Origin of the sequence: Glacieibacterium frigidum (assembly GCF_007097155.1) — a bacterium.
Classification (GTDB): domain Bacteria; phylum Pseudomonadota; class Alphaproteobacteria; order Sphingomonadales; family Sphingomonadaceae; genus Glacieibacterium; species Glacieibacterium frigidum.
This window is the reverse complement of sequence record NZ_VJWA01000001.1, coordinates 421,818-446,899: the sequence shown is the minus strand read 5'-3', so window position 1 is coordinate 446,899 and position 25,082 is coordinate 421,818. Positions and strand designations below refer to the sequence as shown.

Here is a 25,082-nt window from a genome sequence, read left to right as displayed (position 1 = left end):
CCGCGCATCGACGAACGACCCGCCCCGGTCGACGAATGTCAGGCGAGCGCCGCCGCCAGCACCGCGTCGACCAGCGCGCCCGTCGCGTCGATCAGCGGCACGGCGACATCGGCGGGCGAGAGCACCAGCGGCACCTCGGTACACGCCGCCAGCACCGCGTCCGCCCCTTGCGCGACGAGGCCGGCGGCGAGGGCGGCCATCGCGGCGCGGACCGCGGGTCCGGTGTCGCCCCCCTTGATGCGCGCCAGCACGGGCATGAAGTCCGCGCTCGCGACGTCGATCACCGCGATCCCGTGCGCGGTCAGCGCGTTGCGGTACAGACCCGACCGCAGCGTCGCGTCGGCCGCGAGCACCCCCACCGTCCGTGCCCCGCTGGCGAGCACCGCAGCGACCGCGGCGTCGATCATCGAGACGAAGGGCACCGGCGTCGCGGCGACAATCTCGTTTGCCCAGCCATGCGCGGCGTTGCACGGCATCGCGAGCAGTTCGGCCCCCGCCGTGACCAGCCCGCGCGCCATCGCCGCGAGCGGCGGTCCCGGCGACGGCCCGTCCCCGCTCAGCGCCGCATTGCGCCCCGGCACACGCGGGTCCGAATCGGTGATGACGCGCAGGTGATCGGCATCGCCCTGTGCCGGCGTCGCGGCGTGCAGGCGGACGAGAAAGTCGAGCGTCGCCGCCGGCCCCATGCCGCCGAGCACGCCGACCGTTTTCACCTCAGCTGGTCCGCGTACGCATGCAGTGCGGGCGAGCCGCCGGTGTGGACGAACAGCACGCGCTCGCCCGGTTCGATCTCGCCCGTCTCGATCAGGCCGAGCAGCCCGGCGAACGCCTTGCCGGTGTAGACGGGGTCGAGCAGCACGCCCTCGGTCCGCGCCGCGGTCCGTACCGCCGCCGCCATCTCCGGCGTCGGCAGCGAATAGCCCGGCCCGACCCAGCGATCGAGGCAGGTCACCGCGTGCCGCTCGGGCGGCGCCGTGCGCAGCATCGCAGCGGTCTGCACGCACAAAGTGTGGACATTGCCCTCCTGCTCGGCCTGCGGGCGGCGGACGTTGATGCCCGTCACCGCGCCGTCCCACGACGCGGCGTTGAGGCCGACGAGCAGCCCGGCGTGCGTGCCCGCACTGCCGCTCGCCACCACGACGCGGTCGAACGCGACGCCGGCATCGAGGCTCTGCGCCAGAATCTCCTGCGCGCACGCGACATAGCCGAGCGTGCCCAGCGGCACCGATCCGCCGCCGGCGATCGCGTACGGCACGCGGCCGAGTGCGCGCACCGCCTCGGCCTCTTCCGCCATCGCGGCCGCGAGGTCGCTGCCTGCCGGCATGACGCGAATGTTCTCGACGCCCATCAGGTCGAACAACAGATTGTTGCCCGTCGCTTGCGCGGCATAGCTGCCGGCCACGCGCTCCTCGAGGATCAGGCGGCACTTCAGCCCCTCGCGCACCGCGGCGGCAAGCGTCAGGCGGCAATGGTTCGACTGCGGCGCCCCGACGGTGATCAGCGTGTCGGCGCCCTTCGCCAGCGCATCGGCGACGAGAAACTCAAGCTTTCGCGTCTTGTTGCCGCCGCCTGCCAGGCCGAGCAGGTCGTCGCGCTTGATCCACAGGTCGCGGCGCACTTGTCCGGACAAATGCGGCATGCGTTCGAGCGGCGTCGGGCCGGGGGTGTAGCGGCGGCGGGGAAAGCGGGCGAGGTCCATGCCCCTCCCTAGCAGGTTACGGCCGGACGATAATCCCCTCCGCGGGGTCGACACGGCCCGCAACCAGCGCGGTAAAGATGTCCTGCGCCTCCGCCATTCCGGCCCGATCGACGACACGCAGCCAATCCGCCGCGGCGGCGGTGAACGCCGTCCAGCCCGCCGCCAGCCGCGCGTCGAAGCCAGCCTGCCCCCAGTCCTTCAGCCGGTCCGCGAGCACCGCAGGCGCAAAGAAGAATTGTGGTTTGGGGCCGACCGCATGCGGGTTGCCCGCGACGTCCCAGTGCGTGTCGCCGACCACGATGCTCGCGGCCAGCCCATCCTTGAGTGCCGCATGGACCGCGGCACGCAACGCGCCGTCGCCCGCGAAGTCGACGAAGATCGCACGGCTATCGGCAGTCAGCGACCCGACCTCGTCGTAGGGGACCACCGAATCGTAGCACCCCGTCGCTGCGACGAACGAAACGTGGCGCCGGGAAGTCAGCCCGACGACGTGCCAGTTGCCGCGCGCCTTCAGCGCATGCGCAAAACCCAGGGCAGTCTTCGACGACGCGCTCGACAGCACCGCCGTGCCACCGCCTTCGCCGAGCTGCGCGTCGAGTAGGAAGGACGTGATGTAGAGCGGCCGGAACAGCGCCTGAATACGCTCGTCGCCCATCGCCGGATCGGCGCGGAGATAGCCGTTGTAGACCGCCGATAGTTCACTGCGGTGTGCCGCCGCATCGACAAAGCCTCGCGGCGTTACCTTGGCGGGGGTCAGCACAGCACCGTTCGCGCAGGGCCAGTAACCATAGGCGCGGTCGCCGACGGCGATCCCCTCGACGCGGCTTTCGACGCAGCGGCCGAAGCCCCAGACCGGCACGATCCCATGCCCCTCGGGCGCGGGAAAGAAATCCCAGTAGCGCATGTCCTTCCCATGCGCCGCGTAGGTCACGTTATTGGCGGTCAGCGCGAAGGTCTCCACCGCAAAAGCGGCCTGCCCCTCACCGACCGCTGCGGTGCGGGTCGCCAGATGGGCGCTTGCCAGGTCGGTCCGATCGATCAGCAGTTCGGTGATGTCCACGCGCACCCTCCCCTATTCGCTCGCCAGCCGGGCATAGCCCAGTTCGTCGGACCAACTGCCATCTTCGAGCGGCCAGCTCTGCACATAATGGGCTTCCTGCCGGAAACGCAGGCGGGTCAGCAGGCGCTGTGTTGGCAGATTGCGCGCGTCGGTCGTCGCCTCGATGCGGTGCAGCCCCGCGCGGTCGAACAGCCGCTCGATCAGCGCGCCGATGCTCTCGCTCGCCAAGCCCTGCCCGCGCGCCTCGGGGGCGAAGGCGAAGCCCAGTTCGGCCTGCCCCACCGTCGGGCTGCCGAAATTGACCCCGATGTCGCCAATCATGCGGTCATCCGTATCGAGCACCGCGAACTGCCGCCAGCCGAGCTCGTCCCATGGCCGCGCCGCGATCTCGGCGAGCATGTCGATCGTCGCGTCCATGTCGCGCGTCTGCGGGTCCCACGGCATCTGCGAGCGGATCACGTACATCGCCGCCGCATCCTCGACACGCACGAAGCGCACCCGGCAGCGCGGCGTCTCGAACGTTCCGTCAGCGGGCCGCAGCATCTCGAGCCTTCTCTGCCGCCACGTCACGCGCCACGCTCGCCAGCAGCGCGGGCGCGTCGAACACGATGCCGTCCTTGATCGTCCAGCGCACGCCGCCCACCCGCTCCTGCCGGTTGGTGCGCTCGTTCAGACGCTCGGTGCCGGTGCCGTACAGGGTCTTCAGGTTCTGGAGCGGGTTTTCCGGCACGATCACCAGGTCGGCGAGCATGCCGCGCCGCACGACGCCGAACTGCGGCTCGGTCCCCTTGGGTTCGTTCAGCGTCTGCGCGCCGTTCCACGTCGCCGCCTCGATCACCTCAAGCGGTGCGAACCCCGCCTCCTGCAGCATCTCGAGCTCGAGCACATAGCCGAAGCCCCACGTCTGGAAGATAAAGCCCGAGTCCGACCCCGCCGTGACCCGCCCGCCAATGTTCTTGTAATCGTTGATCAGCCGCATGTAGCGCGCGTAGAAATTGCGCCACGTCACCTCGTTTGCGGTCGTCCAGTCGTAGAAATACGACCCGTGGTTGTCGCGGTTCGACTGGTAGAAGCGCAGGAGCGACGGCGGCGTGTACAGCGCGTGCCAGTCGGCGTTGCGCGCCCGCATCAGGTCCCGCGACGCGGAGTAGATGTTGAACGTCGGGTCGAAGGTCACCCCGGAGGCCTTCTGCGCCTCCAGATAGGCCTGCCACTCGGGCCCGCCGGGTTCGTGAGTCTGGTCCCAGATCTCGGCGATGCCGCCGAAGCGCTTCGCCTCGTCGTAGAAATTATAGTCCGCCGGATAATCCTGCAGGCGGCGGCCCTTCAGCAGCGATTCGAAATGCCCATAGAAGTGCGTGACCGCGCCCAGCCCCGCAGCACCCGCTTGCGCGGCATTCAGCTGCGCGATCCCCGGCTGCGACAGATGCGCGACGGTGCCCAGCCCGCGCAGCTTGGCCTCGGCGATCGCCGCGCGGATGATCGCCGCCGTCTCGTCGCCGCGGTTGAAGAACTTGATGCCGTCGACCCCCTGAGCCGCCGCCCAGCGCACCCAGGCGCGTGCCTTGTCGGGCGTATCGACGCGGCCCTGCGCCCAGCCGCTGCCCAAGGTCTGATAGGCATAGATGCGCGGCGCGGTGATCGCGTTCGCAGCCGACCGGCGCTTGTCGTCAAGACTGCGCGCGGGATCGCCGAACAGCGGCACGCCGCGGACCGTCGTGACCCCGTGCGCCAGCCACAGGCGGTACGGATAGCTGTGGTCGGGCGCCTTGTCGGCGTCGCCGCTGTGCGCGTGGGTATCGACGAAGCCCGGCAGCACGAACATGCCGCTCGCATCGATCTCGCGCGCGCTCCCGCGCGGCTCGCGGTCGGCCTTCAGCGGCAGGCCCGGCGTGCCCGCACTGCGGATATCGACGATGCGGTTGCCCTCGATGACGATGTCCGCGGGCCCGTACGGCGGTGCACCATCCCCCTGGATGATCGTCGCACCGCGGATGACCAGCCGCGGATAGGGGCCCGCCCCCTCGCTCGCCGAACGCGCCGGCGTCGGCAGCATGTCGGCGGCGAGCGCCGGAGCCGCGAGCAGTGCCGCCAGGATCAACAACAGCCGCATGCGCACCCCCCCAGTTATTCCACCGGCATAGAACAGGCCGCCCGCGCCGTCACGACCCCCGCAACGGTGCGCCGACAGTTGAACCGGCGGCGGCGGACCGGCATGGGAGGCTGCATGAATATCCTCCTCACCGGCGCATCGCGCGGCATCGGCGCCGCCACCCTGAACGTCCTGCGCTACGCTGGCGCGACCATCGCCGGGCAGTCGACCGGCGGGGACGACGGGCTGATCGCCGCCGACCTGTCGCTTGCCGGGGCGGGCGATGCGCTGTGGGAGGCGGCGCTGGCGCAGCTGGGCGGGCGGATCGACGTGCTGGTCAACAATGCCGGGGTGTTCGAAGGCGTCGCGCTCGACGCGCCGGACGCCGAGTGGCAGGCGACCTGGGCGCGGGGGCATGCGATCAACCTGCAGGGGCCCGCCGACCTGTGCCGCCGCGCCGTGCAGCATTTTCAGGGCCGCGGCGGCGGGCGCATCGTCAACGTCGCCAGTCGCGCCGGGCACCGCGGCGACAGCCCCGCGCACTGGCACTATGCCGCGCATAAAGCGGGACTGATCGCGATGACCAAGACCATCGCGCGTGCCTATGCGGCACAGGGCGTCCTCGCCTTCGCGGTTGCGCCGGGATTCGTGATGACCGGTATGGCGGAGGATTATCTGGCCAGCCGCGGCGGCGACAAATTGCTGGCGGACATCCCGCTCGGCCGTGTCGCGACGCCGGCGGAGGTTGCCGAGACGATCCGCTGGCTCGCCTTCGATGCCCCGCCGTCGCTGACCGGGGCGACGCTCGACGTCAACGGGGCGAGCTATGTCCGCTGAGGCAGGGGTCTGGAAGGTCACCCTAGCCTGCACGCGCGCCGAGGCGGAGGCGCTGCCTTTTGCCGAAGACGCCTTTGCCGACCTCGACCAGCCGCCGACGCTGATCGCCGACGAGCCCGACCCGCACGCTCCCGACGACTGGCGGCTGCACGCCTATTTCGCGGAGGAGCCCGAACCCGAATGGCTCGCGCGGCTTGCGGCGATGGTGCCGTCGCGCGGAAGTCAGCCGCTCGTCGAGCGGCTCCCCGACAGTGACTGGGTAACGCTTAGCCAGGCCGGCCTGACCCCCGTCAGCGCTGGACGTTTCCATGTCGCCACTGCCGCCCACGCGCACGAGCGCCGGGCCGGGCAGATCGGGCTGGTCATCGAGGCGGGGCTGGCGTTCGGGACCGGACAGCACGCGACGACGCACGGCTGCCTCGCCGCGATCGACCGGCTGGGCCATGCGAATCGCTTTACCGACATTCTCGATCTGGGGACGGGTACTGGCGTACTGGCGATGGCGGCGGCGAAGCGCTGGCCGCGCGCGCGGGTCACCGCGAGCGACATCGACCCTGTCTCGGTGGCGGTGACACGCGACAATGTCCGCGCCAACGCCCTGCGGCTCGGAATCGGCGAGGGAAGGATCGAGGTGTTTACCGCGGTCGGCATGGCCGATGCGCGGCTGGTTCGGCGCGGCCCATACGACCTGATCGCCGCGAATATTCTCGCGGCGCCACTTATCGCGCTTGCGGGGCCGGTCAGTGCCGTATTGGCACGCGGCGGGCATCTCGTGCTGGCGGGCCTGCTCGATTGTCAGGCGACGCGAGTGACCGCGGCCTATGCGGCGCGCGGTCTGCGACGGGTTGCCACCAGCGGCGGCGAATGGCCGACGCTGGTGTTGAAACGCCCTTAGACGGTTACGCGCGCCAGGCGTGGAACAGCGTTGCTTCGGCACGAACGGGCATGAACTGCGCGATCGGCCGGCGCGGCGCGGTGGCAACGACGGGGCGGATGGTGACGGGCCGGACAACCGGCTCCATGGTCTCTACGACGGCTTTCATTGCCGCTACTCCTGCAAAATCCGGATCGATCGTTTACCGATCCGGTGCTGTTATCTACCTAGCAGAAGCAGGGTTGTGCAGTGCAGCAAACATCGTAGCAGCCATGCAGGTGCGACATAGCCTCAACGTGCGGTAGATACGAGCGCCTGCCACGCGGCTTCGTCGATCACCTCGATGCCGAGTGCCGCCGCTTTCGCCGCCTTGGACCCCGCACCTTCGCCTGCGATAACAAGATCGGTCTTCGCAGATACCGACCCGGCGACGCGGGCACCCAGCGCCTCCGCCTGCGCACGCGCCTCGTCGCGGCTCAGCGTCGCGAGCGTGCCGGTGAACACGACCGTCTTGCCCGTTACGGCGGACGCGCGCACGACATGCTCGACGGCGCGCACCTCGACCTGCGCAAGCAGGTCGGCGACGACGTCGCGGTTGTGGGCTTCCGCGAAGAAGTCGGCGAGCGATGCCGCCACCTCGGGGCCGACGCGGGTTACGCCGACCAGTTCGGCAAGCGCCCCCGCCAGCCGCCGCGCCGCCTTCTCGTCGCTCTCGCCGACAGCAGGCACGAAAGCCGCCTTCAGCCCTACCGCCGCATCCATCCGCGCCGCGAAAGACGCCCAATCGCTGCTCGCCCGCGCAATGTCGCGCGCCCGCTCCTCGCCGACGTGGCGGATGCCGAGGCCGAACAGGAAGCGCTCGAACTCGACCGAGCGCCGCGCGTCGATGCCCGCCAGCAGCTTATCAACCGAGATCGCGTCGAACCCCTTGCGCGCCACCAGCACGTCGCGATGATCCCGTAGCCGGAAGATGTCGCCCGGCGTCGCGATCAGGCCTTCGCCGACGAAGAGCTCGATGCGCTCGGCGCCCAGCCCCTCGATGTCCAGCGCCCGGCGCGACACGAAATGCTTGAGCCGCTCGACGCGCTGCGCCGGGCAGATGAGCCCGCCGGTGCAGCGCCGCACCACCTCGCCCGCCTCGCGCACCGCGTCGCTGCCGCAATCGGGGCAGACATGCGGAAACCGGAATGGTTCGAGCGCATCATGCTCGGCCTGCGGCGTCGCGAAGCCGAGCACCTGCGGGATCACGTCTCCGGCACGCTGGATGCGCACCACGTCGCCGACGCGCACGTCCTTGCGCGCGATCTCGTCCTCGTTGTGCAGCGTCGCATTCTCGACGATCACCCCGCCGACGCCGACCGGCTCGAGCCGCGCTACCGGTGTGAGGCTACCCGTGCGCCCGATCTGGATGTCGATCGCGAGCAGCCGCGTCGTCGCCTGTTCGGCGGCGAACTTCCACGCCACCGCCCAGCGCGGGGAGCGCGCGACCTGCCCCAGCCGCTCCTGCCAGTCGAGCCGGTCGACCTTGAACACCACGCCGTCGATGTCGAACGGCAGCGCCGACCGCCCGGCATCGACCGCGCCGTACGCCTCGACCGCGCCAGCGACGTCGCCGACCAGCCGCGCCTCGGCGACGGGGAAGCCCAGCTTCGCCAGCGCCGCCATCGTCGCGCTCTGCGTCTCGGCGAGTGGCGCGCTCATTTCGCCCAGCCCGTGCGCGTAAAAGCGCAGCGGCCGGGCCGCGGTGACCGCGACGTCGAGCTGACGCAGCGACCCGGCAGCGAAGTTGCGCGGGTTGGCATAGACGCGTGCGCCTGCCGCCACTTGCGCGGCATTGAAATCGAGAAAATCGCCTTTGAGGATGTAGACCTCGCCGCGGACCTCGAGCACGTCGGGCGCGCCCTTCAGCGTCTCGGGAATATCGGCCAGAGTCCGCAGGTTGGCGGTGACGTCCTCCCCCGTCGCGCCGTCACCGCGGGTCGCGCCGCTGACCAGGCGGCCGCGCTTGTAGCGCAGGGAGGCCGACAGGCCGTCGATCTTGGGTTCGGCGAGCAGCGCCACGGGTTCGTCGTCGGAAAGCCGCAGGAAGCGCCGCACGCGCGCGACGAACTCGGCCAGCTCGGCCTCGCTGAACGCATTGTCGAGGCTCAGCATCGGGCGCGCATGAACAATCTTGCCGAACTGCGGCGCGGGCGCGCTGCCAACCTTTTCCGACGGCGAGTCGGCACGCTTCAGGTGCGGATGCGCCGCCTCCAGCTCGGCATTGCGGCGAACCAGCGCGTCAAACTCGGCATCGCTGATCGTCGGTGCGTCCTCGGCATCGTAGCGCCGCCGGTGCGCGGCGATCTCGGCGGCGAGGTGCGCCAGCTCGGCGGCGGGGTCGCTCACAACGACTTCGCCAGCACGACGAACGCCAGGTCGCCGGTCCGCGGCTCGCCGAAGCGCGCGTCGCCATAGGGGAAGTCGCGAACCTCCCCGGTCAAAGTGTAGCCGCGGCGCTGGTAATAGGCGATCAGTTCGGTGCGCTGGCGGATCACCGTCATCTCGACCTGCGAGGCGCTCAGCTGCGCCAGATGCGCCTCCGCCGCCGCGATCAGCCGCGCGCCGAGACCGTTCGCCTGCACCTCGGGATCGACCGCGAGCAGGCCGAGATAGCCGGTGCCGCCGTCCTTGACCGCGATCTGGATACAGCCCGCAAGGCCCGCCGGACCGCGCGCGACCAGCAGGCGCTGACCGGGATCGCCGACGATCGCCGCCAGCGCCTCGATATCGGTGCGCTGCCCGCCGAGCAGGTCAGCCTCGTGCGTCCAGCCCCGCCGCGCGCTGTCGCCGCGATACGCGGCCTCGATCAGCACATGCAGCGCAGCGAGGTCGCCTTCGCCGGCGACCTCGATCGGCAGGTCCATCGTCATCCCCCCAATCCCAGCAGCCGCTTGGCCTGCGCGCGCGCCTCGGCGGTGACCTCCGCACCCGACAGCATGCGCGCGATCTCCTCGCGGCGTTCGTCCGCCGACAGTTCAACGATGTCGGTGCGGGTCACGCTGCCGTCGTGCGACTTGGCGATGCGCCACTGGTGCGCGCCCCGGGCCGCGACCTGCGGGCTGTGCGTGACGATCAGCACCTGGGTGCCGCTCGCGAGGCGCGCCAGCCGGTCGCCGATGGCGCTGGCGACCGCGCCGCCGACGCCGCGGTCGATCTCGTCGAAGATCAGCGTCCCCGCGCTGCCCGTGCCAGCCAGTGCGACCTTGAGCGCCAGCACGAAGCGCGACAGCTCGCCGCCACTGGCGATCTTGGTCAGCGGGCCGAATGGAGCCGATGGATTGGTCGAGACCTCGAACTCGACACGGTCGCGTCCTCCCGCCGACCAATCGGATTCGGGCAGCGGCACCAGCGCGGTGCGGAAGCGCGCCGCGTCGAGGCGCAGCGGCGCGAGTTCGGCCATCACCGCGGCGTCGAGGCGGATGGCGCCCGCCTGGCGCGTCGCGGTCAGCGCGTTGGCGGCGTCGAGGTAGCGCAGCCGCGCGACGCGCACCGCCTCGTCGAGCCCCGCCAGGCCCGCCTCGCCGGCATCGAGCGCATCGGCGCGAGCCTGGAGTTCGGCCGCGAGGTCGGCGAGCGCATCGGGTTCGACGCGGTGTTTGCGGGCGGCGGCGCGGAGTTCGAACAGCCGCGTCTCGGCGGCGTCGAGGCGCGCCGGGTCGACGGTCAGCGCGGCGTGCGCGGCCGCCAGATGCTGTTCGGCCTCGCTGCCCTCGACGATGGCGCGGTCGAGGCTGGCGAGCGCCTCCGTCAGCAGCGGGTGCTCGGCGGCGATGCGGTCGAGGCGCCGCGCGGCACTGCGCATTTGCGCGAAGCCGCCGCTCGACCCGTCGAGCAGGTCGCCGACGCTCGCCAGATCGTCGGCAAGGCGGGCGCCCTTCTGCATGTCGGCGCGCTCGGCGGCGAGGCTCGCTTCCTCGCCCGCGACCGGGGCGAGCGCGTGGAGCTCGGCGACGGCGTGGGCGAGCCATTCGCGGTCGCGCTGCGCGGCTTCTAGCGTTGCCGCGGCGGTGGCGCGCGCCTCGATCGCGGCGGCCCAGGCCTCCCACGCGGCGGCGACCGGCGCAGTCGGGCTACGGGCGAACGTGTCGAGCAGGGCGCGGTGGCCGCGTGCGGAGAGCAGGCCGCGATCGTCGTGTTGACCGTGGATCTCGACGAGGCTGGCGCCGATCTCGCGGAGCAGCGCCGCCGACACCGGCTGGTCGTTGACGAAGGCGCGGCTGCCGCCATCGGCCTTGAGCTGGCGGCGCAGGATCAGCGGCTCGCCGGCGTCGCTGTCGATGTCGCCGCCCGAGAGAATCGCGAACGCCGGATGGCCGGCCGCGAGGTCGAAGGTCGCGGTCACGCGCGCGGCGGCATCGCCGTGGCGCACGAGGCCCGGGTCGGCGCGCGCGCCGAGGGCCAGGCCGAGCGCATCGAGCAGGATGGACTTGCCTGCGCCGGTCTCGCCGGTCAGCACGCTCAGGCCGTCGGAGAAATCGATGCGCAGCGCCTCGATCAGCACCACGCCCTGGATGTCGAGCGCGGTCAGCACGGGGGCCGCGTCAGGCGGGCGTCGCCCCGCCGGGGGCCTTCTTGGCGATCAGCGCGTAGGAGCGATCGTACCATTTCGACCCGCGATAGTTGTAGCCGAGCACCGCGGCGGCCTTCTTCGCCTCCTCGGGGATGCCGAGCGCGAGATAGGATTCGACCAGTCGGTGCAGCGCCTCGGGCGTGTGGCTGGTCGTGTCGTACTTGTCGACCACGGTGCGGAAACGCAGGATCGCCGCGAGATACAGGCGGCCGTCCTGGTAGAAGCGCCCGACCTCCATCTCCTTGCCCGCAAGGTGGTCGCGAGTCAGGTCGATCTTCAGCTTGGCGTCGGCGGCATAGTCGGTGTTCGGGTAGCGGCGGATCAGCTCGCTCAGCGCGTCGAGCGCCTGCTGGGTGATCTTCTGGTCGCGGCCGACGTCGCTGATCTGTTCGTAATAGCTGACCGCGATGACGTAATAGGCATAGGGCGCCTCGCGGCTGCCGGGGTGGAGCGACAGGAAGCGCTGCGCCGACTGGATCGCGTCCGGATACTGGCGCGCGACATAATAGCTGAACGCGCTCATCAGCTGCGAACGGCGCGCCCAGACCGAATAGGGGTGCTGGCGCTCGACCTCGTCGAACATCGCCGCCGCCAGCTTGTACTGGCGCTTGTCGAGCGTCTCGCGCGCGACGTTGTACAGCGTCTCGACATCGCGCGCGACGTACGCGCGGTCCTTCTTGACGCCCGACGAGGCGCACGCCGTCAGCGCCAGCGCCGCAGCGAGGGGGAAGAACGCACGGGGGACACGGATCATGGGCGCTGCTTTAGCGCATGGCGGGGGGAGTGCCAAGCGATCCTCCCCCCGTGCTAGGGTGCGCTACTTTTCCCAATAATACGGCAGCCGCTTGCGCGTCCCCGTCACCGTCTCGTTGAGCGTCGCGGCGTCGTACAGCCGCCCGCCAAGCATGACCTGGCGGACCTTCTCCGAATTGCGGATGTCGGCCGTCGGATCGGCGTCGAGCACCACGAGGTCGGCCAGCTTGCCGGGTTCGAGGCTGCCGATGTCCTTCGCCATGCCGAGCGACTTGGCCGAGGTGATCGTGCCTGCCGCGAGCGCCTCGATCGGCGTCATGCCGCCGCGGACGAAGCTCCACAGCTCCCAGTGCGGGCCGATACCCGCCTGCTGGCCGTGCGCACCGATCGACACCAGCACGCCGCGCTTCGCCACCTTGTGCGCCTCGCGGGCATTGTCGTCGTCAATATAGTCGGCCTCGGGCGCCTTGACCCGGCGAGCGCCGTCGGCGGCGAGTTCGGCCGGCGGGGTGTGCGCCTTGAGCAGCGGCTGGTCGTAGATGTCGGTCGCTTGGCGCCAGTAGGGGTCGCCCGCCGGGCCGCCATAGCTGACCACCAGGGTCGGCGTGTAGTTGGTCTTGGAAGCCGCGAAGAAGTCGACGACATCCTGGTAGAAGACGCCAAGCGGGATATTATGCTCCAGCGTCGAGTTGCCGTCAGCGATCAGATTCATGTCCATGCCGAACAGCGAGCCGCCCTCGGCGACGACCTGCATATTCTCGGCACGCGCCGCCGCCACGACCTGCTGCCGCTGCTCGCGGCGCGGCTGGTTGTAGTTCTTGATGCTGTTCGCACCCTGCGCCTTCAGCCGGCGGACGTGCGCGAGGGCATCGTCGTAGCTGTCGATCTGCGCGTACACGTCAGGAGCCTTGGCGCCGTAGACGATCTCGCCGGTCGAGAAGATGCGCGGGCCCAAAATGAGGCCCGTGCGCTGCATCTCGGCCGCCGGGAAGATCTCGGCCGAGCGGCTCGACGGGTCGTGGATCGTCGTCGTGCCGAGCGCGAGGTTCTGCAGCAGCGACCAGTTCTGCTGCGGCACCAGCTCGTCCGACCCCTGCGAGCCGTGCGCGTGCGCATCGACGAGGCCGGGGATGATCGTCTTGCCGGTCACGTCGACCGTCCTGGCGCCCGCGGGGATCGCCACCGACCCGCGCTTGCCGACCGCGGCGATGCGGCCATTGGTGACCACCACGACGCCGTCGTCGATGATGCCGCCCTGCGCGTCCGCCATCGTCACGACGCGCGCGCCGCTGAGCACGACGCTGCCCAACGGACGGTCGGCGCTGACGTCCATCGCCAGCGAGACGCCGCTCGTCGGCGCCTTGAACTTCGGCGCATCCTCGCCGCGCGGGGCCTGCGCGAACAGGGTCGGTGCGGCGACCGAATAGAGCGTCGGCCCCATGCTCCAGTTGAGCCTGGTGCCCGACCAGTGCAGCCAGTCGGCACCGCCGCTGCTGACGCGCACGACGGGAAGCGGGCCGCCCTTGCCGTCGACCGAAACCTCCTGCGCGCCGGGCATCAGCGGCATCACATAGCCCTCGTAGTTCTGGCGGAAGGCGAAGCTCTGGCCGTCGGGCGCGACCTGATAGGCGGTGACGAGGTCGCCGCTGGCGTGCACCCGCTTCGCTTCGCCGCTGAGGTCGGTCGAGACCAGCTGGCGCTTTTCCTTGGCCTGCGCAACCATGAAGACGCGATCGTTCGACGCGCCGAAGTGCGGCTCGGCGACGTCCTTGGCGATGCGCGTCATCGCGCCGCTGCTGGTGGCGACGCGGTAGGCGCCCGGGTTCTCGCCCCAGCGCGGGCTGGTCACCCCGCCGCCGCTGCCCTTTTCGAAGACAATGGTGCGGCCGTCGGGCGAGAAGCGCGGGCGGCTGTAATGGCCGGGCTGCGTCGTCACCGCGCGCGCCTTGCCGCCGCTTGCGGGAACGACGCTGATCGTCCCGAGCCCGGCGTCGGTCCAGGCGACGAAGACGACCGACCTGCCGTCGCGCGACCATGACGGGAACAGCTCGAAGCCGTCACCGCCGCTGGTCAGGCGCTTCGCCGTGCCACCGCTCGCGGGCTTCAAGTACAGCTTGCCGAGGCTTTCGAAGACGATCGTGCGGCCGTCGGGCGACGCCTGCGCCCAGCGCGGGATCTTGGTCGTGAAGCGGTCGGGCGACACGGCGATCTGCGGGTGCGGGCCGTCGACGACGCCGCGCGTATCGCTGACGCGGAACGGGATCTCGCGCGCGTTCGAGCCGTCGGCATCGACGCGGCGGATCTTGCCGCCCGCCCAGAACACCACCGACTTCGAATCCGGGGTCCAGTCCATGTTCGGATAAACCCCGGTGACCGCCCACGTCTCCTGCACGTCCTGGTCGAGCGCGTCGTAGATCTTGCGCTCCTCGCCGCTTACGAGGTCGCGGACGTAAAGCTTGGACTTGGCGCGCTCGCGGCGGACGAAGGCGATCTTCTTGCCGTCGGGCGAGGGGTTGGGCCGCACCGAACCGCCCGCACCGCTGGCGACGGTCGTCACCTCGGTCGTCTCCATGTCGTAGCGTTCGATGTTGAACAGGTCGGTGTTCGAATCCTGCGCATATTCAAAGATCGGCCCGCGCGTGATGTTGCGGGTGTAATAGATGCCCTTGCCGTCCGGAGTGAACGTCGGCTCCCCCAGTTCCTTCTGCAACTGCTCGCTGGCGCGCTTGACGAGCAACACGCCGCCGCCGCCGCTGGCATGGTACAGCCAGACCTCGCCGGTGCCGAGCGAGCGGCCCGTCGTGAAGTGCTTCTTGGCGGCGATATACTTGCCGTCGGGCGACCACGACGGCTGGTTGAGCAGGCGGAACTCCTCCTTCGTCACCTGCTGCTTGTTCGAGCCGTCGGCGTTCATCGTCCAGATATTGTCGCCGCCGCCGCGGTCGCTGGTGAAGGCGATGCGCGTACCGTCGGGCGAGAAGCGCGGCTGCACCTCCCAGGCAAGACCTTCGGCGATCCGGCGCGGCGTACCGCCGGCGATCGGCATGGTGTAGATGTCGCCGAGCAGGGTGAAGGCGATGGTGCGACCGTCGGGCGACACGTCGAGGTCCATCCAGCTGCCCTCGGTGACGTCGAGCTTGACCTGGCGGACGGTCGCGCCCTGCGGCGCGTTGACGTCCCACTTGGCGGGCTTGGGCGGCGACTTGTCGGCGGCCGCGATGGGCACGACTGGCTTCGCGGGCGCGGCAGGATCGGGGTTCGTCGCTTCGTTCTCGGGCCCCTGCGTCTTGTCGACGGGCGGGGGCGCGGGCGGGGCCGGCGTCTGCGCGATGGCTGGGGTAAGCACGAACAGCGCGGCGAGAACGCTGGCGACGGTATTCCGCATGGACAACTCCGAATGGCAGGTGACGCGGTGGTAAACCGGCTTTCGGCGCTTGGCGAGCGTTGACCGTCACCCCGCCCGTGTGGCACTTGGCGCCCGTCGCGGGTGTAGCTCAATGGTAGAGCTTTTGCTTCCCAAGCAAGTGACGAGGGTTCGATTCCCTTCACCCGCTCCAGCTACCGCTTGCCGCCATGCCGCGCGCCGCTAGACTGCGCTGCAGCGATCGGGGAGACGTTGCGATGCTTCGGACGACGGTGCTGATGCTGGCCTTCGTGCCTGTCGCGGCCATGGCCCAGCCGGCCGGCGTCGAACCGGGACAATGGGAAATCGCCGTCACCGTCAACGAGGTCGACATGCCCGGCGGCCCCGCATTCGTCGCCAAAATGATGACCGGCAAGACGACCAAGGTGAAGCACTGCATATCGCCCGAGGATGCCGCGCGCGGGCCGCAGGACCTGCTGAAATCGGGCAAGGGCTGCGTCTTCACGCGCTATTCGATGGCGGGCGGCAAGCTGAATTCCGAAATGGTCTGCAAGCAGGGCGGTTCGACCACGACAGCGGTGAGCGCGGGCAGCTTCACCCCCGTCAGCTTCACCGTGACCGGGCGCTCGACGGTCAGCGGCGACATGCCGATGACGATGCGCAGCACCAGCGTCGGACGGCGGTTGGGGGCGTGCAAATGACCGAAAGCTTCGACTATCGCGACGGCGACGTGACGTGCCGGGGCCAGCTCGCGTTGCCGTCGGGCGACGATCCGCGTCCGGCGATCGCGGTGTTCGCCGACATCGGCGGCATCGGCGAGCACAGCATCCGTTGGGCGACGCGGCTGGCCGACGAACTGGGCTATGTCGCGCTCGCCGCCGACACCTACGGCGAGGGCTGGCTGCCCGCCGACTTCGCGGCCGGCATGCCGCGCCTGTCGGCGATGAAGGCCGATCCGGCGGGCCTCGCACGTCGGGGCGCTGCGGCGCTGTCGGCGCTGGCGGCGCACCCGCGCTGCAACGGCAAGCTGGGGGCGATCGGCTTCTGCTTCGGCGGGACGGTCGTGCTCGAAATGGCGCGCCACCACGCGGCCGGCTATGTCGCGGGGGTCAGCTTCCACGGCGACGTCGCGACGCCGCAGCCGGCAACCGCGCCGTTCGCGACGAGCCTGATGGTCTGCCACGGTGCCGAGGACCCGCTGGTCCCCGACGCCGCGCTCGTCGCCTTCCTGCGCGAGATGGCGGGCGTCGGCGCCGACTGCACGACGATCGCCTATACCGGCGCGGTGCACAGCTTCACCAATCGCAACGCCGACGGCAGCGTGCTGCCCGGCCTGCGCCACCACGCGCGCACCGAGGCACGGTCGTGGCGCGCGATGACCGCGCATTTCGCCGAGGCGTTCGGCTAAAGCCCCTCGCCGCCGACCCAGTGCGCCTGCGCCAGGCGCCGTGCCACGGTCCAGACCTGGGTGCGGATGTCGGGCACCGCGACGATCTCCCAGAACGCACCTCGCGTCATCGGGCCGAGGCCGAACAGGCGGGGGTGCGGGGCGCCGTCGGCGCCGATCAGGCGCGACTGGCTGTCGACGTCGAGGCCCAGGCGATTGGCGTCGGCGCGCGCATGGCCCTGCTCGATCAGCCCGCGCAGCAGCGGCTCGGTCGAGCGCGCGAGGTCGCCCTGCGGGCCGGTGCAATTGACGACGCGGCGGGCGACGAGAGTCTCGCTGTCGTCCGCGCCGCGCGGCCGCCATTGCACCGCGATGCCAGCCTCCGATTGCCGGTAATCGAAGGGCTTGCCCGCGACGATCGACAGTTGTCCGAACTCGCGCAGCGCGTCGATCTTGGCCGCGACCGCAGGCGCGAGGCGGTGGCGGTGGACGTCCCACCACGGCCGCAGGTGGCGCAGGAAGCGCGCACGCTCATCGACCGACGCCGATAGCCACAGGCCCTGCGTGAACGGCCGCAGCTCGTCGACCGCGGCGCGCCAGCCGATCGCGCGGGCGCGGGCGCGGACCTCGCGGAGCAGCGCCGACGCGCGGCTCGTCGGCTTCTCGTTGCGGTCGCCCGCAGGTCCCGGCGGAACGTGCGAGCGCGGCAGCAGGCCCCGTCGGCTCATCGCGACGATCCTGCCCCCGAAGCCCGCCGCGTCGAGCGACAGGGCGACATCGACCATCGTCAGCCCGGTGCCGATCAGCAGCACCGTGTCGTCGTCGCTCAGGCCCTCGGTCAGGCCGGGGTCCCACGGATCATGCGCGTACAGGTCGGGCGGAAACGCATCGGGGTCGAGCCCCGGCGGCGCGTGCGGCGGCAGATTGCCGACCGCGACGACGAGCGCGTCGAACATCTGCGCCGGGCCCGCGGCGAAGTGCAGCGTGACGCCCTGGTCGCCGACCTCGACGCCGCGGACATCGTCGTTGACCAACGCCAGCCGCTCCCCGGCGCGCGCGCTCGACCGTTCGAGCAGTTCGCCTAGATATTCACCGTACATCTTGCGCTGGGCGAAATCGCCGCCGCCGCCCAGCCCCCGCGCCGTGCACCATTCGGCGAAATGCTGCGGCCGGTCGCTGAGCGCGCTCATGTTGCCGGCGCGGACGTTGAGCAGGTGCGATGGATGCGGCGCGGTATAGGCAGTGCCCCGCCCGAAGACCCCGCGCCGCTCGATCAGCGTCGCATGCGGCCCGGCGTGGCGCAGGATGTTGATCGCCAGCAGCGACCCCGAGAAGCCGGCACCGACGATGGCGACGGACTTGTAGATCAAGGGAGCAGCGGCCCATGCGTCATCCGCGGCAGCACGTGCCGCGCGAACAGGTCGGCCTCGGCCGCGTGCGGGTAGCCCGACAGGATGAACGCCTCGATCCCCATCGCCTGATACGCCTGCAGCTTCGCCAGCACCTGGTCGGGATCGCCGACGATCGCCGCGCCGCAGCCCGAGCGCGCGCGCCCGATGCCGGTCCAGAGATTATCCTCGACATAGCCGTCGGCCGCGGCGTCGCGCAGCTCGGCCTGGCGCTTGACCCCCACCGACGTTGCATCGAGCGACTTGGCGCGGATCGCGTCGCCGGTCGCGGCGTCGAGCTTCGACAGCAGCCGGTCGGCGGCGGTCCGCGCCTCGGCTTCGGTGTCGCGCACCACGACATGCACCCGGTAGCCGAACTTGAGCGTCCGCCCGTACGCCGCAGCCCGTGCCCGCATGTCGTCGAGGATCGCCTGCACCGCTGGCATCGTGTCGGGCCACATCAGGTAGACATCCGCAGCCTTCGCCGAGGCGTCGCGCGCATCGGGGCTGAGCCCGCCAAAATAGAGCGGCGGGCACTTGCCCGACACGGTGGTGACGCCCGGCGGATCGACCGCGAACGTGTAGTGCTCGCTGTCGACCTCGATGCGCTCACCGTTCAGCAGCGACTTGAGCGCCAGCATGACCTCGGCAGTGCGCGCATAGCGCGGTGCGGACGCGAGCGTCTGGCCGGGCAGGTCCGAGCTGATGATATTCACCGTCAACCGCCCGCCAGCGATCCGGTCGAGCGTCGCGATCTGGCGCGTCAACTGCGGCGGCCATGCCTCGCCGACCCGCACCGCCATCAGCAAGCGAATGCGCCGCGTCAGCACGGCGATCGCCGCGGCGAAGGCGGTGGTGTCGATCCCCAGAGCATAGCCCGATGGCAGCAGGATATTGTCGAACCCGCCGCTCTCGGCTGCCAGCACGATGTCGCGGCAGTGCTCCCAGCTCGACTTGAGCAGCGGGTCGGGCTGTCCCAGGAACTCGTAATCGTCGTCGCAGAGCGCCGAGAACCAGCTGACCTCGCAGCTCATGGCAGGTCCTCCCCCAGCGACGCGACGAGGATCGCGTACCATTCGGCGCGGGTGAAGCTCACCTTGTAGGCGTCGGCGCTGGCGGCGATTCGCGCGGGCGTCTGCGTGCCGACGATGGGGATCGGCCGCGCGGGGTGCGCCATCACCCAGGCATAGGCGACGGCGGTACGGTCGACGCCATACTTCGCCGCGTGGGCGTCGAGCGCCGCCTTGACCCGCGTCGCCTGCGCGTCGTCGGGCTTGCCGCGACCGGGGCGGGGATCGCCCTCGGCCAGCCGCCCCTGCCCCAGCGGCGACCAGGCGAGGACCGCAGTGCCCGCCTGCATCGCGAGGTCGAGCGTGCCGTCGAACAGCGGCGCAGTGGCGAGGCACGAGAACTCGGGCTGGGTCGAGGCGAGCCCCGACGTCAGGTGCGCCGCCAGCGCCGCGGTCTGCGCCGGCGTATGGTTCGACACGCCGACCGCGCCGATCTTGCCCTCAGTCACCAGCGCATCGAGCGTGGCGGCGACCTCGGCCGGGTGCGCCAGCATGTCGGGGCGGTGGACCTGCCACAGGTCGATGCGCTCGACCCCCAGCCGCGTCAGCGACGCCTCGACCGCCTCGCGCAGGTACGCGGGCGACGAATCGTAGGGCACGCCCATGCGGATGCCGCCCTTGGACGCGAGCACCATGCGGTCGCGAAGACCCGGCGCCTCGGCGAACACCCGCCCGAGCAGCAGCTCGCTCGCGCCGAACGGCTCGTCATTGTCGGGGCCGTAGATGTCGGCGGTGTCGAACAGCGTGATGCCCGCGTCGAACGCCGCCTCGACCTTCTCCCGCGCCGCGCGCACGTCGTCGCCGCCGAAGCGCCACATCCCCCACGCCATCGGGGACACGGACAGCCCGGACTTGCCGAGCGGGCGCGGTTCGGGGGAAAGGGTGATTTCGGTCATGGACCGCGTGTTTGGCACAGGGATGAACGGAATGGGAGAGACGATGACGGGAAGCGGCACGATCCGCTGGGGCATCGTCGGCGCCGGCATGATGGGCATCGAGCATATCCAGAACCTTCGCATCACCCCCGGCGCGCAGGTCGTGGCACTCGCCGATCCGCATGCGCCCTCGATCGCGCGCGCCACCGCAGCAGCCGGCGGCGAGGTCGCGGCGTTCGACTCGGCCGAGGCGCTCGCGGCGTCGGGGCTGTGCGACGCGGTGGTCGTCGCGTCGCCCAACTTCACGCACATCGACGTGCTCCAGCCGCTCTTCGCCGCGGGCCTCCACATCCTGTGCGAGAAGCCGCTGGCGACGACGATTGCCGATGCGCAGGCCGTCGCGCGCCGCGCTGCCACCTACGACCGCGTGTTCTGGACGGGCATGGAATATCGCTACATGCCGCCTGCCGCCGCCTTCATCGAGCAGGTCCACGGCGGCGCGGTCGGCACTTTGCGGATGCTGTCGATCCGCGAGCATCGCTTCCCGTTCCTGGTCAAGGTCGGCGACTGGAACCGCTTCGCCGAGAACACCGGGGGCACGATGGTGGAGAAGTGCTGCCACTTCTTCGACCTGATGCGCGTCATCGTCCGCGCCGAGCCGGTGCGCGTCTATTGCTCGGGCGCGATGGATGTGAACCACCGCGACGAGCGCTACGACGGCCGCGTCCCCGACATCATCGACAACAGCTATACGGTCGTCGACTTCGACAATGGGGTGCGCGCGATGCTCGACCTGTCGATGTTCGCCGAAGGCGCCGAGAACCAGGAGGAAATCGCCGCGGTCGGCGACGAGGCGCGGCTGGAGGTCTTCGTGCCGTCGAGCGAACTCGTGCTCAGCCGCCGCACCGGCTTCATGAACCCCAAGGCGGTGACGCGCACCCACGTCAACGTCGACCCCGCGGCGCTCGCGGCCGGCCATCACCACGGCGCCAGCTTCTACAGCCACGCCGCCTTCGCGCGCGCCGTCCGCGGTCAGGGCAAGGTCGAAGTCACCGCCGACGACGGGCTGCGCGCCGTCGCGATGGGGGTCGCCGCCGAGATCAGCGCACGCGAGCACCGCGTCGTGACGATGGCGGAGCTGCTGTAACCCGAAATCCCCACCAGCGAAGCGGGATTTGTCCGGACACAAAAAACGCTTCCGCGACGAATCCGTTTCGGTGCAAGACAGAAGCCGAGGCGCAAACCCGCCCGAACCTTGGGGACCGACCATGATCCGTACGCTGACGCTCGGCGGGACCGCGCTCTACGCGCTCGCCGCCGCCGCCGCCTTTGCGCAGGCACCCGCACCCGCCGAACCCGCCGCCACCGCGGCTGCCGACGAAGTCGACGGCGGCGAGATCATCGTCACCGCGCAGAAGCGGTCGGAGCGGCTGCAGGACGTGCCCGTGGCAGTGTCGGTGGTCAGCGGCGAGGCGATCGCCAACCAGGGCCGCGTCAACCTCGAGGGTGCGCAGTATCTCGTCCCCGCGCTCAACTTCGTGAAGGCCGGCACGGCGCTCAACCAGACCTTGTTCCTGCGCGGCATCGGCACCACGACCTTCTCGATCGCGGTCGAGCCGTCGGTGTCGACTGTCCTCGACGGCGTCGTGCTGAGCCGCGCGGCGGAGGCCTTCACCGACCTCGTCGACATCGAGCGCATCGAAGTTCTGCGCGGGCCGCAGGGCACGTTGTTCGGCAAGAACGCCAGCGCCGGCGTCATCAACATCGTCTCGAAGCGCCCCGGCCGCGAGTTCGGCGGCAGCGTCGAGGGCAGCTATTTCTTCGACAACGGCAACGAGTACCGCGTCCGCGGCGCGCTCGACGTGCCGCTCAGCGAGCAGCTGCGCACCCGCACCACCGCCTTCTACGACAAGTACGACGGCAACATCTTCAACCAGGCGCCGACGGTGAACCGCCGCGTCAACGGCTTCGAGCATTACGGCGTTCGCAGCATCATCGAGGCGGACCCGAGCGAGACGGTCAAGCTGACCTTCATCGGCGACTATCACAAGAACGACGACGACTGCTGCGCCGACGTGATCGGCGGCCCGCCGCTGCTGGCGTTCAATTCGGCAACGCCCGGCGCGGTCAACACCACGGCGCTCGCGCTGATCCAGACCGTGCTGCCGCCGCTGCAGGGCGACGAGACGCGGCGCATCAACCAGAATCTCGTGACCCGCACGATCGAGGTCGGCTACGGCTTCTCGGGCCAGGCGGACGTCGAGCTGGGCGACCAGACGGTCACCTCGATCACCTCGTACCGCAACTTCCGCAACAACGAGATCCGCGACGGCGACTTCTACTCGCAGCCGTACATCGGCGCGCCGCAGAGCCACGACTTCGGCCCGCAAACCGGCAGCACCTTCACGCAGGAGCTGCGCCTGACCTCGCCGGGCAAGCAGTTCTTCGACTATGTCGTCGGCGCCTTCTACTCGCGCACCTTCACCAAGCGCATCTTCGAGCGGCAGAACATCATCTGCTCGGCCGCACCCGGCGCGGTGCTGCCGGCCGGGGTGCTGACGCCGTGCACCAGTCCGCTCGCGGCGCCGTCGGTCAGCGCGTTCGGCCGTGCCACCTATGGTGCGACCGCCAAGAACGTCGCGCTGTTCGGCCAAGGCACGCTGAACGTCGCCGAGCGCTTCCGGCTGATCGGCGGCATCCGCTACACGATCGACCAGCTCGACACCTTCTTCACGCGCGTCACCTCGCCGGGCAACCTCGCGTCACAGCCGCCGCTCGACCAGGGCGTCTTCGACTCGCGCACCTCGCCCGCCAACAACGGCAACCCGCTCGCCAGCAACGGCGTGCCGTTCAAGCAGCGCGCCACCGCCGATAATTTCTCAGGGAAAGCCGGCGCGCAGTTCGACGTCAGCGAGTACTCGACCGCCTTCGCCAGCTGGACGCGCGGCTACAAGGGCCCGGCGTACAACCTGTTCTTCAACCTGCAGCCGACGGGTGCGGTCGAGATCGAGCCCGAAACCTCGGACAGCTACGAACTTGGCCTGAAGAACACCTTGCTCGACGGGCGGCTGACGCTGAACCTCGCGGCCTATTACGCGCGCTACAAGAACTTTCAGGCGAACAACCCCGACTCGCTGACGATCAACGGCGTGACCACGACGATCGCGCGCTTCACCAACGCCGGCACCGTGTCGACGCGCGGCGGCGAGGTCGACCTGGTGTTCCGCGCGGCCCCCGACTTCACCATCTCAGGCGGCGTCGCGTACAGTGATGCCAAGGTCGACCGCTTCAAGATCCCGACGGTGCGCACCCCCAACGACGTCGTCCCCGACGGCACCCCGCTGGCCTTCGCGCCGAAGTGGAAGGGCAGCCTGTCGGCCGACTATCGCATCCGCACCGGCGGCAGCATCGACTTCGCGCTCGGTGCGCAGGGGTCGTACCAGTCGAAGCAGCTGTCGCTGTTCGTCGCCGACCCCGTTCAGCGCGAGGCCGGCACGATCGGCGGCTACGGCCTGGTCAACCTGTCGGCGTCGATCGTCGAGAGCGAGGACCGCTACCGCCTGACCTTCCAGGTCCGCAACCTGTTCGACCAGAGCTTCGCCTCGGCAATTTCGAGCGGCGGGCCGTCGGGGGCGTATCGCTACCAGATTACGCGCGACGCGGATCGGTACTTCGGGGTGACGGGGAAGGTGAATTTCTGAGGCGCAGCGCGGCCGCGCGTAGCGACGCGAACGCGCTTGCGTTCGCCGAGCAGCGCGCGGACTCGCGCCAGCCCGGCCGGCGGGCCCCCGGTCCGACCGACGGCGCGGCTTTGCCGCGACGCCCGGCCCCTAGTCCTCCGCCACCACCAGCCGCGGCAGCAGCAGGTGGATCCACGCCGTCGCCGCGAGGTACGCGCCGCCGCAGATCGCGAACATCGGCCAGTATCCCAGCCCGTTGGTCAGAGCGTAGCCCGCGAACGCGATCATCGCCGCGCCACTGAGGTTGCCGCCGACCGCGCCGAACCCGACCACCGTCGCCACCCGCGCTGTCGGCACGATGTCGGCGGTCATGCCGAAGACGTTGGTCGAGAACCCCTGGTGCGCGAACAGCGCCGCGCCGATGACCAGCGCCGCGGTCCACGGGCTGCTCGTGTACAGCGCCAGCGGCATCGTCAGGATCACGCAGGCATAGAGCAGCATCGAGGTCTTGCGCGCCCGGTTGACGCTCCAGCCGCGCGCGATGAACGCCGGGAACAACAGGCCCGACGACAGCGCGCCGAGCGCCGCGAAGCTGTAGATCACCGCCACCGGCCCGCCGAGGTCGCCCTGCGACATGCTGAACTGGCGGCTGAAGAAGTCGGGGATCCAGAACAACAGGAAGAACCACGATGCGTCGCTGAGCAGCTTCGCGCCCAGCACCGCCCAGGTCCGCCGGTCGCGCAGCAGCACACCGAACGGCACCTTGTCGGCGGCCTCGGCGACGGCATGGCCCGAACGGGGAATGGGCACGAGATTACGCGTGCCGACCACCCACGCCGCGAGCCAGACGAAGCCGACCGCGCCGCAGACGATGAAGGCGGCGCGCCACCCGAAGGCGAGTGCGAGCGGCGGGATCAGCAGCGGCGTGACGATCGCGCCGATGTTGGGCGCGGTGTTGCCGAGCCCGAGCGCGAACGAGCGTTCCTTCAGCGGCAGGTACACCGCTGCCGACTTGACCGCGGCGGGCGTTCCCACCGTCTCGGCTGCCGCGAGCGCGACGCGTGCCGCGATGAATTGCGCGACGGTCGAGGCAGCGGCGTGCGCCATGCCGAACAGGCTCCACAGCGCGACGCCCCAGCCCAGCGCGCGGCGCACCCCGAAGCGGTCGACGATCCAGCCGACGAACAGGAACGAGAAGGCGGCGGCGATCTGGAAGGCGGTCCCGAGATAGCCGTAGTCCTGGTCGCTCCACCCGAACTCGGCCTCGAGCGTCGGTTTGAGCAGCGCCAGCACCTGGCGGTCGACATAGTTGAGCGCGATCGCGAAGAACAACAGGCCGATCAGCATGCGGCGCGCTGCTGGCGTCGATTCAGTCTGGTTCACGCGCGTCC

At 70.2% G+C, this 25,082-nt stretch carries 21 protein-coding genes and 1 tRNA gene; 7 read left to right on the top strand and 15 right to left on the bottom strand.

The features are described from left to right. Positions 1-38 precede the first annotated feature (38 nt). From cuyB to FMM06_RS02090, 5 genes are read right to left on the bottom strand one after another with little or no spacing between them, the layout of a single operon-like run. Positions 39-713 carry a cysteate racemase gene (gene cuyB, locus FMM06_RS02110; RefSeq protein ID WP_235889019.1) on the bottom strand — a complete coding sequence of 225 codons (675 nt, stop codon included), beginning with the start codon at positions 711-713 and terminating at the stop codon, positions 39-41. Then, positions 710-1,699: a D-cysteate sulfo-lyase gene (cuyA, locus tag FMM06_RS02105; RefSeq protein ID WP_143554568.1), complete on the bottom strand. Its 990-nt coding sequence runs from the start codon at positions 1,697-1,699 to the stop codon at positions 710-712. Before cuyA ends, cuyB begins: the two co-directional genes overlap by 4 nt. 16 nt (positions 1,700-1,715) lie before the next feature. Beyond that, positions 1,716-2,759, bottom strand: a complete 1,044-nt coding sequence (locus tag FMM06_RS02100; RefSeq protein WP_143554567.1) for a DUF2855 family protein — start codon at positions 2,757-2,759, stop codon at positions 1,716-1,718. A gap of 12 nt (positions 2,760-2,771) precedes the next feature. Then, complete coding sequence (locus FMM06_RS02095) at positions 2,772-3,302, bottom strand: GNAT family N-acetyltransferase (RefSeq protein WP_143554566.1); 531 nt, start codon at positions 3,300-3,302, stop codon at positions 2,772-2,774. Continuing rightward, positions 3,286-4,872 (bottom strand): amidohydrolase family protein, encoded by a 1,587-nt coding sequence (locus tag FMM06_RS02090; RefSeq protein ID WP_143554565.1) that lies wholly within the window; start codon positions 4,870-4,872, stop codon positions 3,286-3,288. The genes FMM06_RS02095 and FMM06_RS02090 overlap by 17 nt, the downstream gene beginning before the upstream one ends. A 114-nt stretch (positions 4,873-4,986) precedes the next feature. Here FMM06_RS02090 and FMM06_RS02085 point away from each other — a divergent pair, with 114 nt between their 5' ends. Both FMM06_RS02085 and FMM06_RS02080 read left to right on the top strand, forming a co-directional pair. Further along, entirely contained in the window at positions 4,987-5,688 is a 702-nt protein-coding gene (locus FMM06_RS02085; RefSeq protein ID WP_143554564.1) for an SDR family NAD(P)-dependent oxidoreductase, read from the top strand. Further along, complete coding sequence (locus FMM06_RS02080) at positions 5,678-6,583, top strand: 50S ribosomal protein L11 methyltransferase (RefSeq protein WP_143554563.1); 906 nt, start codon at positions 5,678-5,680, stop codon at positions 6,581-6,583. Before FMM06_RS02085 ends, FMM06_RS02080 begins: the two co-directional genes overlap by 11 nt. 4 nt (positions 6,584-6,587) lie before the next feature. On the opposite strand, the gene FMM06_RS16660 is transcribed toward FMM06_RS02080, so the two are convergent. From FMM06_RS16660 to FMM06_RS02055, 6 genes are all read right to left on the bottom strand, one after another. Further along, the gene (locus FMM06_RS16660; protein ID WP_185965003.1) at positions 6,588-6,731 is read right to left on the bottom strand and encodes a hypothetical protein; all 144 of its coding nucleotides are present in this window, start codon (positions 6,729-6,731) and stop codon (positions 6,588-6,590) included. 122 nt (positions 6,732-6,853) lie between these two features. Further along, positions 6,854-8,950 (bottom strand): NAD-dependent DNA ligase LigA, encoded by a 2,097-nt coding sequence (ligA, locus tag FMM06_RS02075; RefSeq protein WP_143554562.1) that lies wholly within the window; start codon positions 8,948-8,950, stop codon positions 6,854-6,856. Continuing rightward, positions 8,947-9,468, bottom strand: a complete 522-nt coding sequence (locus FMM06_RS02070) for a GNAT family N-acetyltransferase (RefSeq protein ID WP_328591544.1) — start codon at positions 9,466-9,468, stop codon at positions 8,947-8,949. Before FMM06_RS02070 ends, ligA begins: the two co-directional genes overlap by 4 nt. Positions 9,469-9,470: 2 nt before the next feature. After that, entirely contained in the window at positions 9,471-11,135 is a 1,665-nt protein-coding gene (recN, locus tag FMM06_RS02065; RefSeq protein ID WP_143554560.1) for a DNA repair protein RecN, read from the bottom strand. A 10-nt stretch (positions 11,136-11,145) separates the two neighbouring features. Further along, positions 11,146-11,928, bottom strand: a complete 783-nt coding sequence (locus tag FMM06_RS02060; protein ID WP_143554559.1) for an outer membrane protein assembly factor BamD — start codon at positions 11,926-11,928, stop codon at positions 11,146-11,148. A 63-nt stretch (positions 11,929-11,991) separates the two neighbouring features. Continuing rightward, positions 11,992-15,312 carry an amidohydrolase family protein gene (locus tag FMM06_RS02055; RefSeq protein WP_143554558.1) on the bottom strand — a complete coding sequence of 1,107 codons (3,321 nt, stop codon included), beginning with the start codon at positions 15,310-15,312 and terminating at the stop codon, positions 11,992-11,994. 98 nt (positions 15,313-15,410) lie between these two features. Between FMM06_RS02055 and FMM06_RS02050 the strand changes: the two genes are divergently transcribed. The 3 genes from FMM06_RS02050 (at position 15,411) to FMM06_RS02040 (ending at position 16,699) form a co-directional block, all read left to right on the top strand. Continuing rightward, positions 15,411-15,484: transfer RNA gene (locus FMM06_RS02050), tRNA-Gly, on the top strand. A gap of 64 nt (positions 15,485-15,548) precedes the next feature. Next, positions 15,549-15,992 carry a DUF3617 domain-containing protein gene (locus FMM06_RS02045; protein ID WP_143554557.1) on the top strand — a complete coding sequence of 148 codons (444 nt, stop codon included), beginning with the start codon at positions 15,549-15,551 and terminating at the stop codon, positions 15,990-15,992. Beyond that, positions 15,989-16,699, top strand: a complete 711-nt coding sequence (locus FMM06_RS02040) for a dienelactone hydrolase family protein (RefSeq protein WP_143554556.1) — start codon at positions 15,989-15,991, stop codon at positions 16,697-16,699. The genes FMM06_RS02045 and FMM06_RS02040 overlap by 4 nt, the downstream gene beginning before the upstream one ends. Here FMM06_RS02040 and FMM06_RS02035 read toward each other — a convergent pair. Genes FMM06_RS02035 through FMM06_RS02025 form a run of 3 tightly spaced genes read right to left on the bottom strand, consistent with a single transcriptional unit; the run spans position 16,696 to position 20,032 of the window. Continuing rightward, positions 16,696-18,048, bottom strand: a complete 1,353-nt coding sequence (locus FMM06_RS02035; RefSeq protein WP_407925181.1) for an FAD/NAD(P)-binding protein — start codon at positions 18,046-18,048, stop codon at positions 16,696-16,698. The two genes, FMM06_RS02040 and FMM06_RS02035, sit on opposite strands and share 4 nt — an antisense overlap. Further along, positions 18,045-19,100 (bottom strand): LLM class flavin-dependent oxidoreductase, encoded by a 1,056-nt coding sequence (locus tag FMM06_RS02030; protein ID WP_143554555.1) that lies wholly within the window; start codon positions 19,098-19,100, stop codon positions 18,045-18,047. The genes FMM06_RS02035 and FMM06_RS02030 overlap by 4 nt, the downstream gene beginning before the upstream one ends. After that, the gene (locus FMM06_RS02025; protein ID WP_143554554.1) at positions 19,097-20,032 is read right to left on the bottom strand and encodes an aldo/keto reductase; all 936 of its coding nucleotides are present in this window, start codon (positions 20,030-20,032) and stop codon (positions 19,097-19,099) included. The genes FMM06_RS02030 and FMM06_RS02025 overlap by 4 nt, the downstream gene beginning before the upstream one ends. Positions 20,033-20,075: 43 nt before the next feature. Here FMM06_RS02025 and FMM06_RS02020 point away from each other — a divergent pair, with 43 nt between their 5' ends. Next, positions 20,076-21,158, top strand: coding sequence for a Gfo/Idh/MocA family protein (locus tag FMM06_RS02020; RefSeq protein WP_185965002.1), 1,083 nt, complete (start codon positions 20,076-20,078; stop codon positions 21,156-21,158). Positions 21,159-21,279: 121 nt separating this feature from the next. Further along, positions 21,280-23,712: a TonB-dependent receptor gene (locus FMM06_RS02015; protein ID WP_143554553.1), complete on the top strand. Its 2,433-nt coding sequence runs from the start codon at positions 21,280-21,282 to the stop codon at positions 23,710-23,712. A gap of 129 nt (positions 23,713-23,841) precedes the next feature. On the opposite strand, the gene FMM06_RS02010 is transcribed toward FMM06_RS02015, so the two are convergent. Beyond that, entirely contained in the window at positions 23,842-25,038 is a 1,197-nt protein-coding gene (locus FMM06_RS02010; RefSeq protein WP_144237027.1) for an MFS transporter, read from the bottom strand. Between the last annotated feature and the right edge of the window lie 44 nt (positions 25,039-25,082).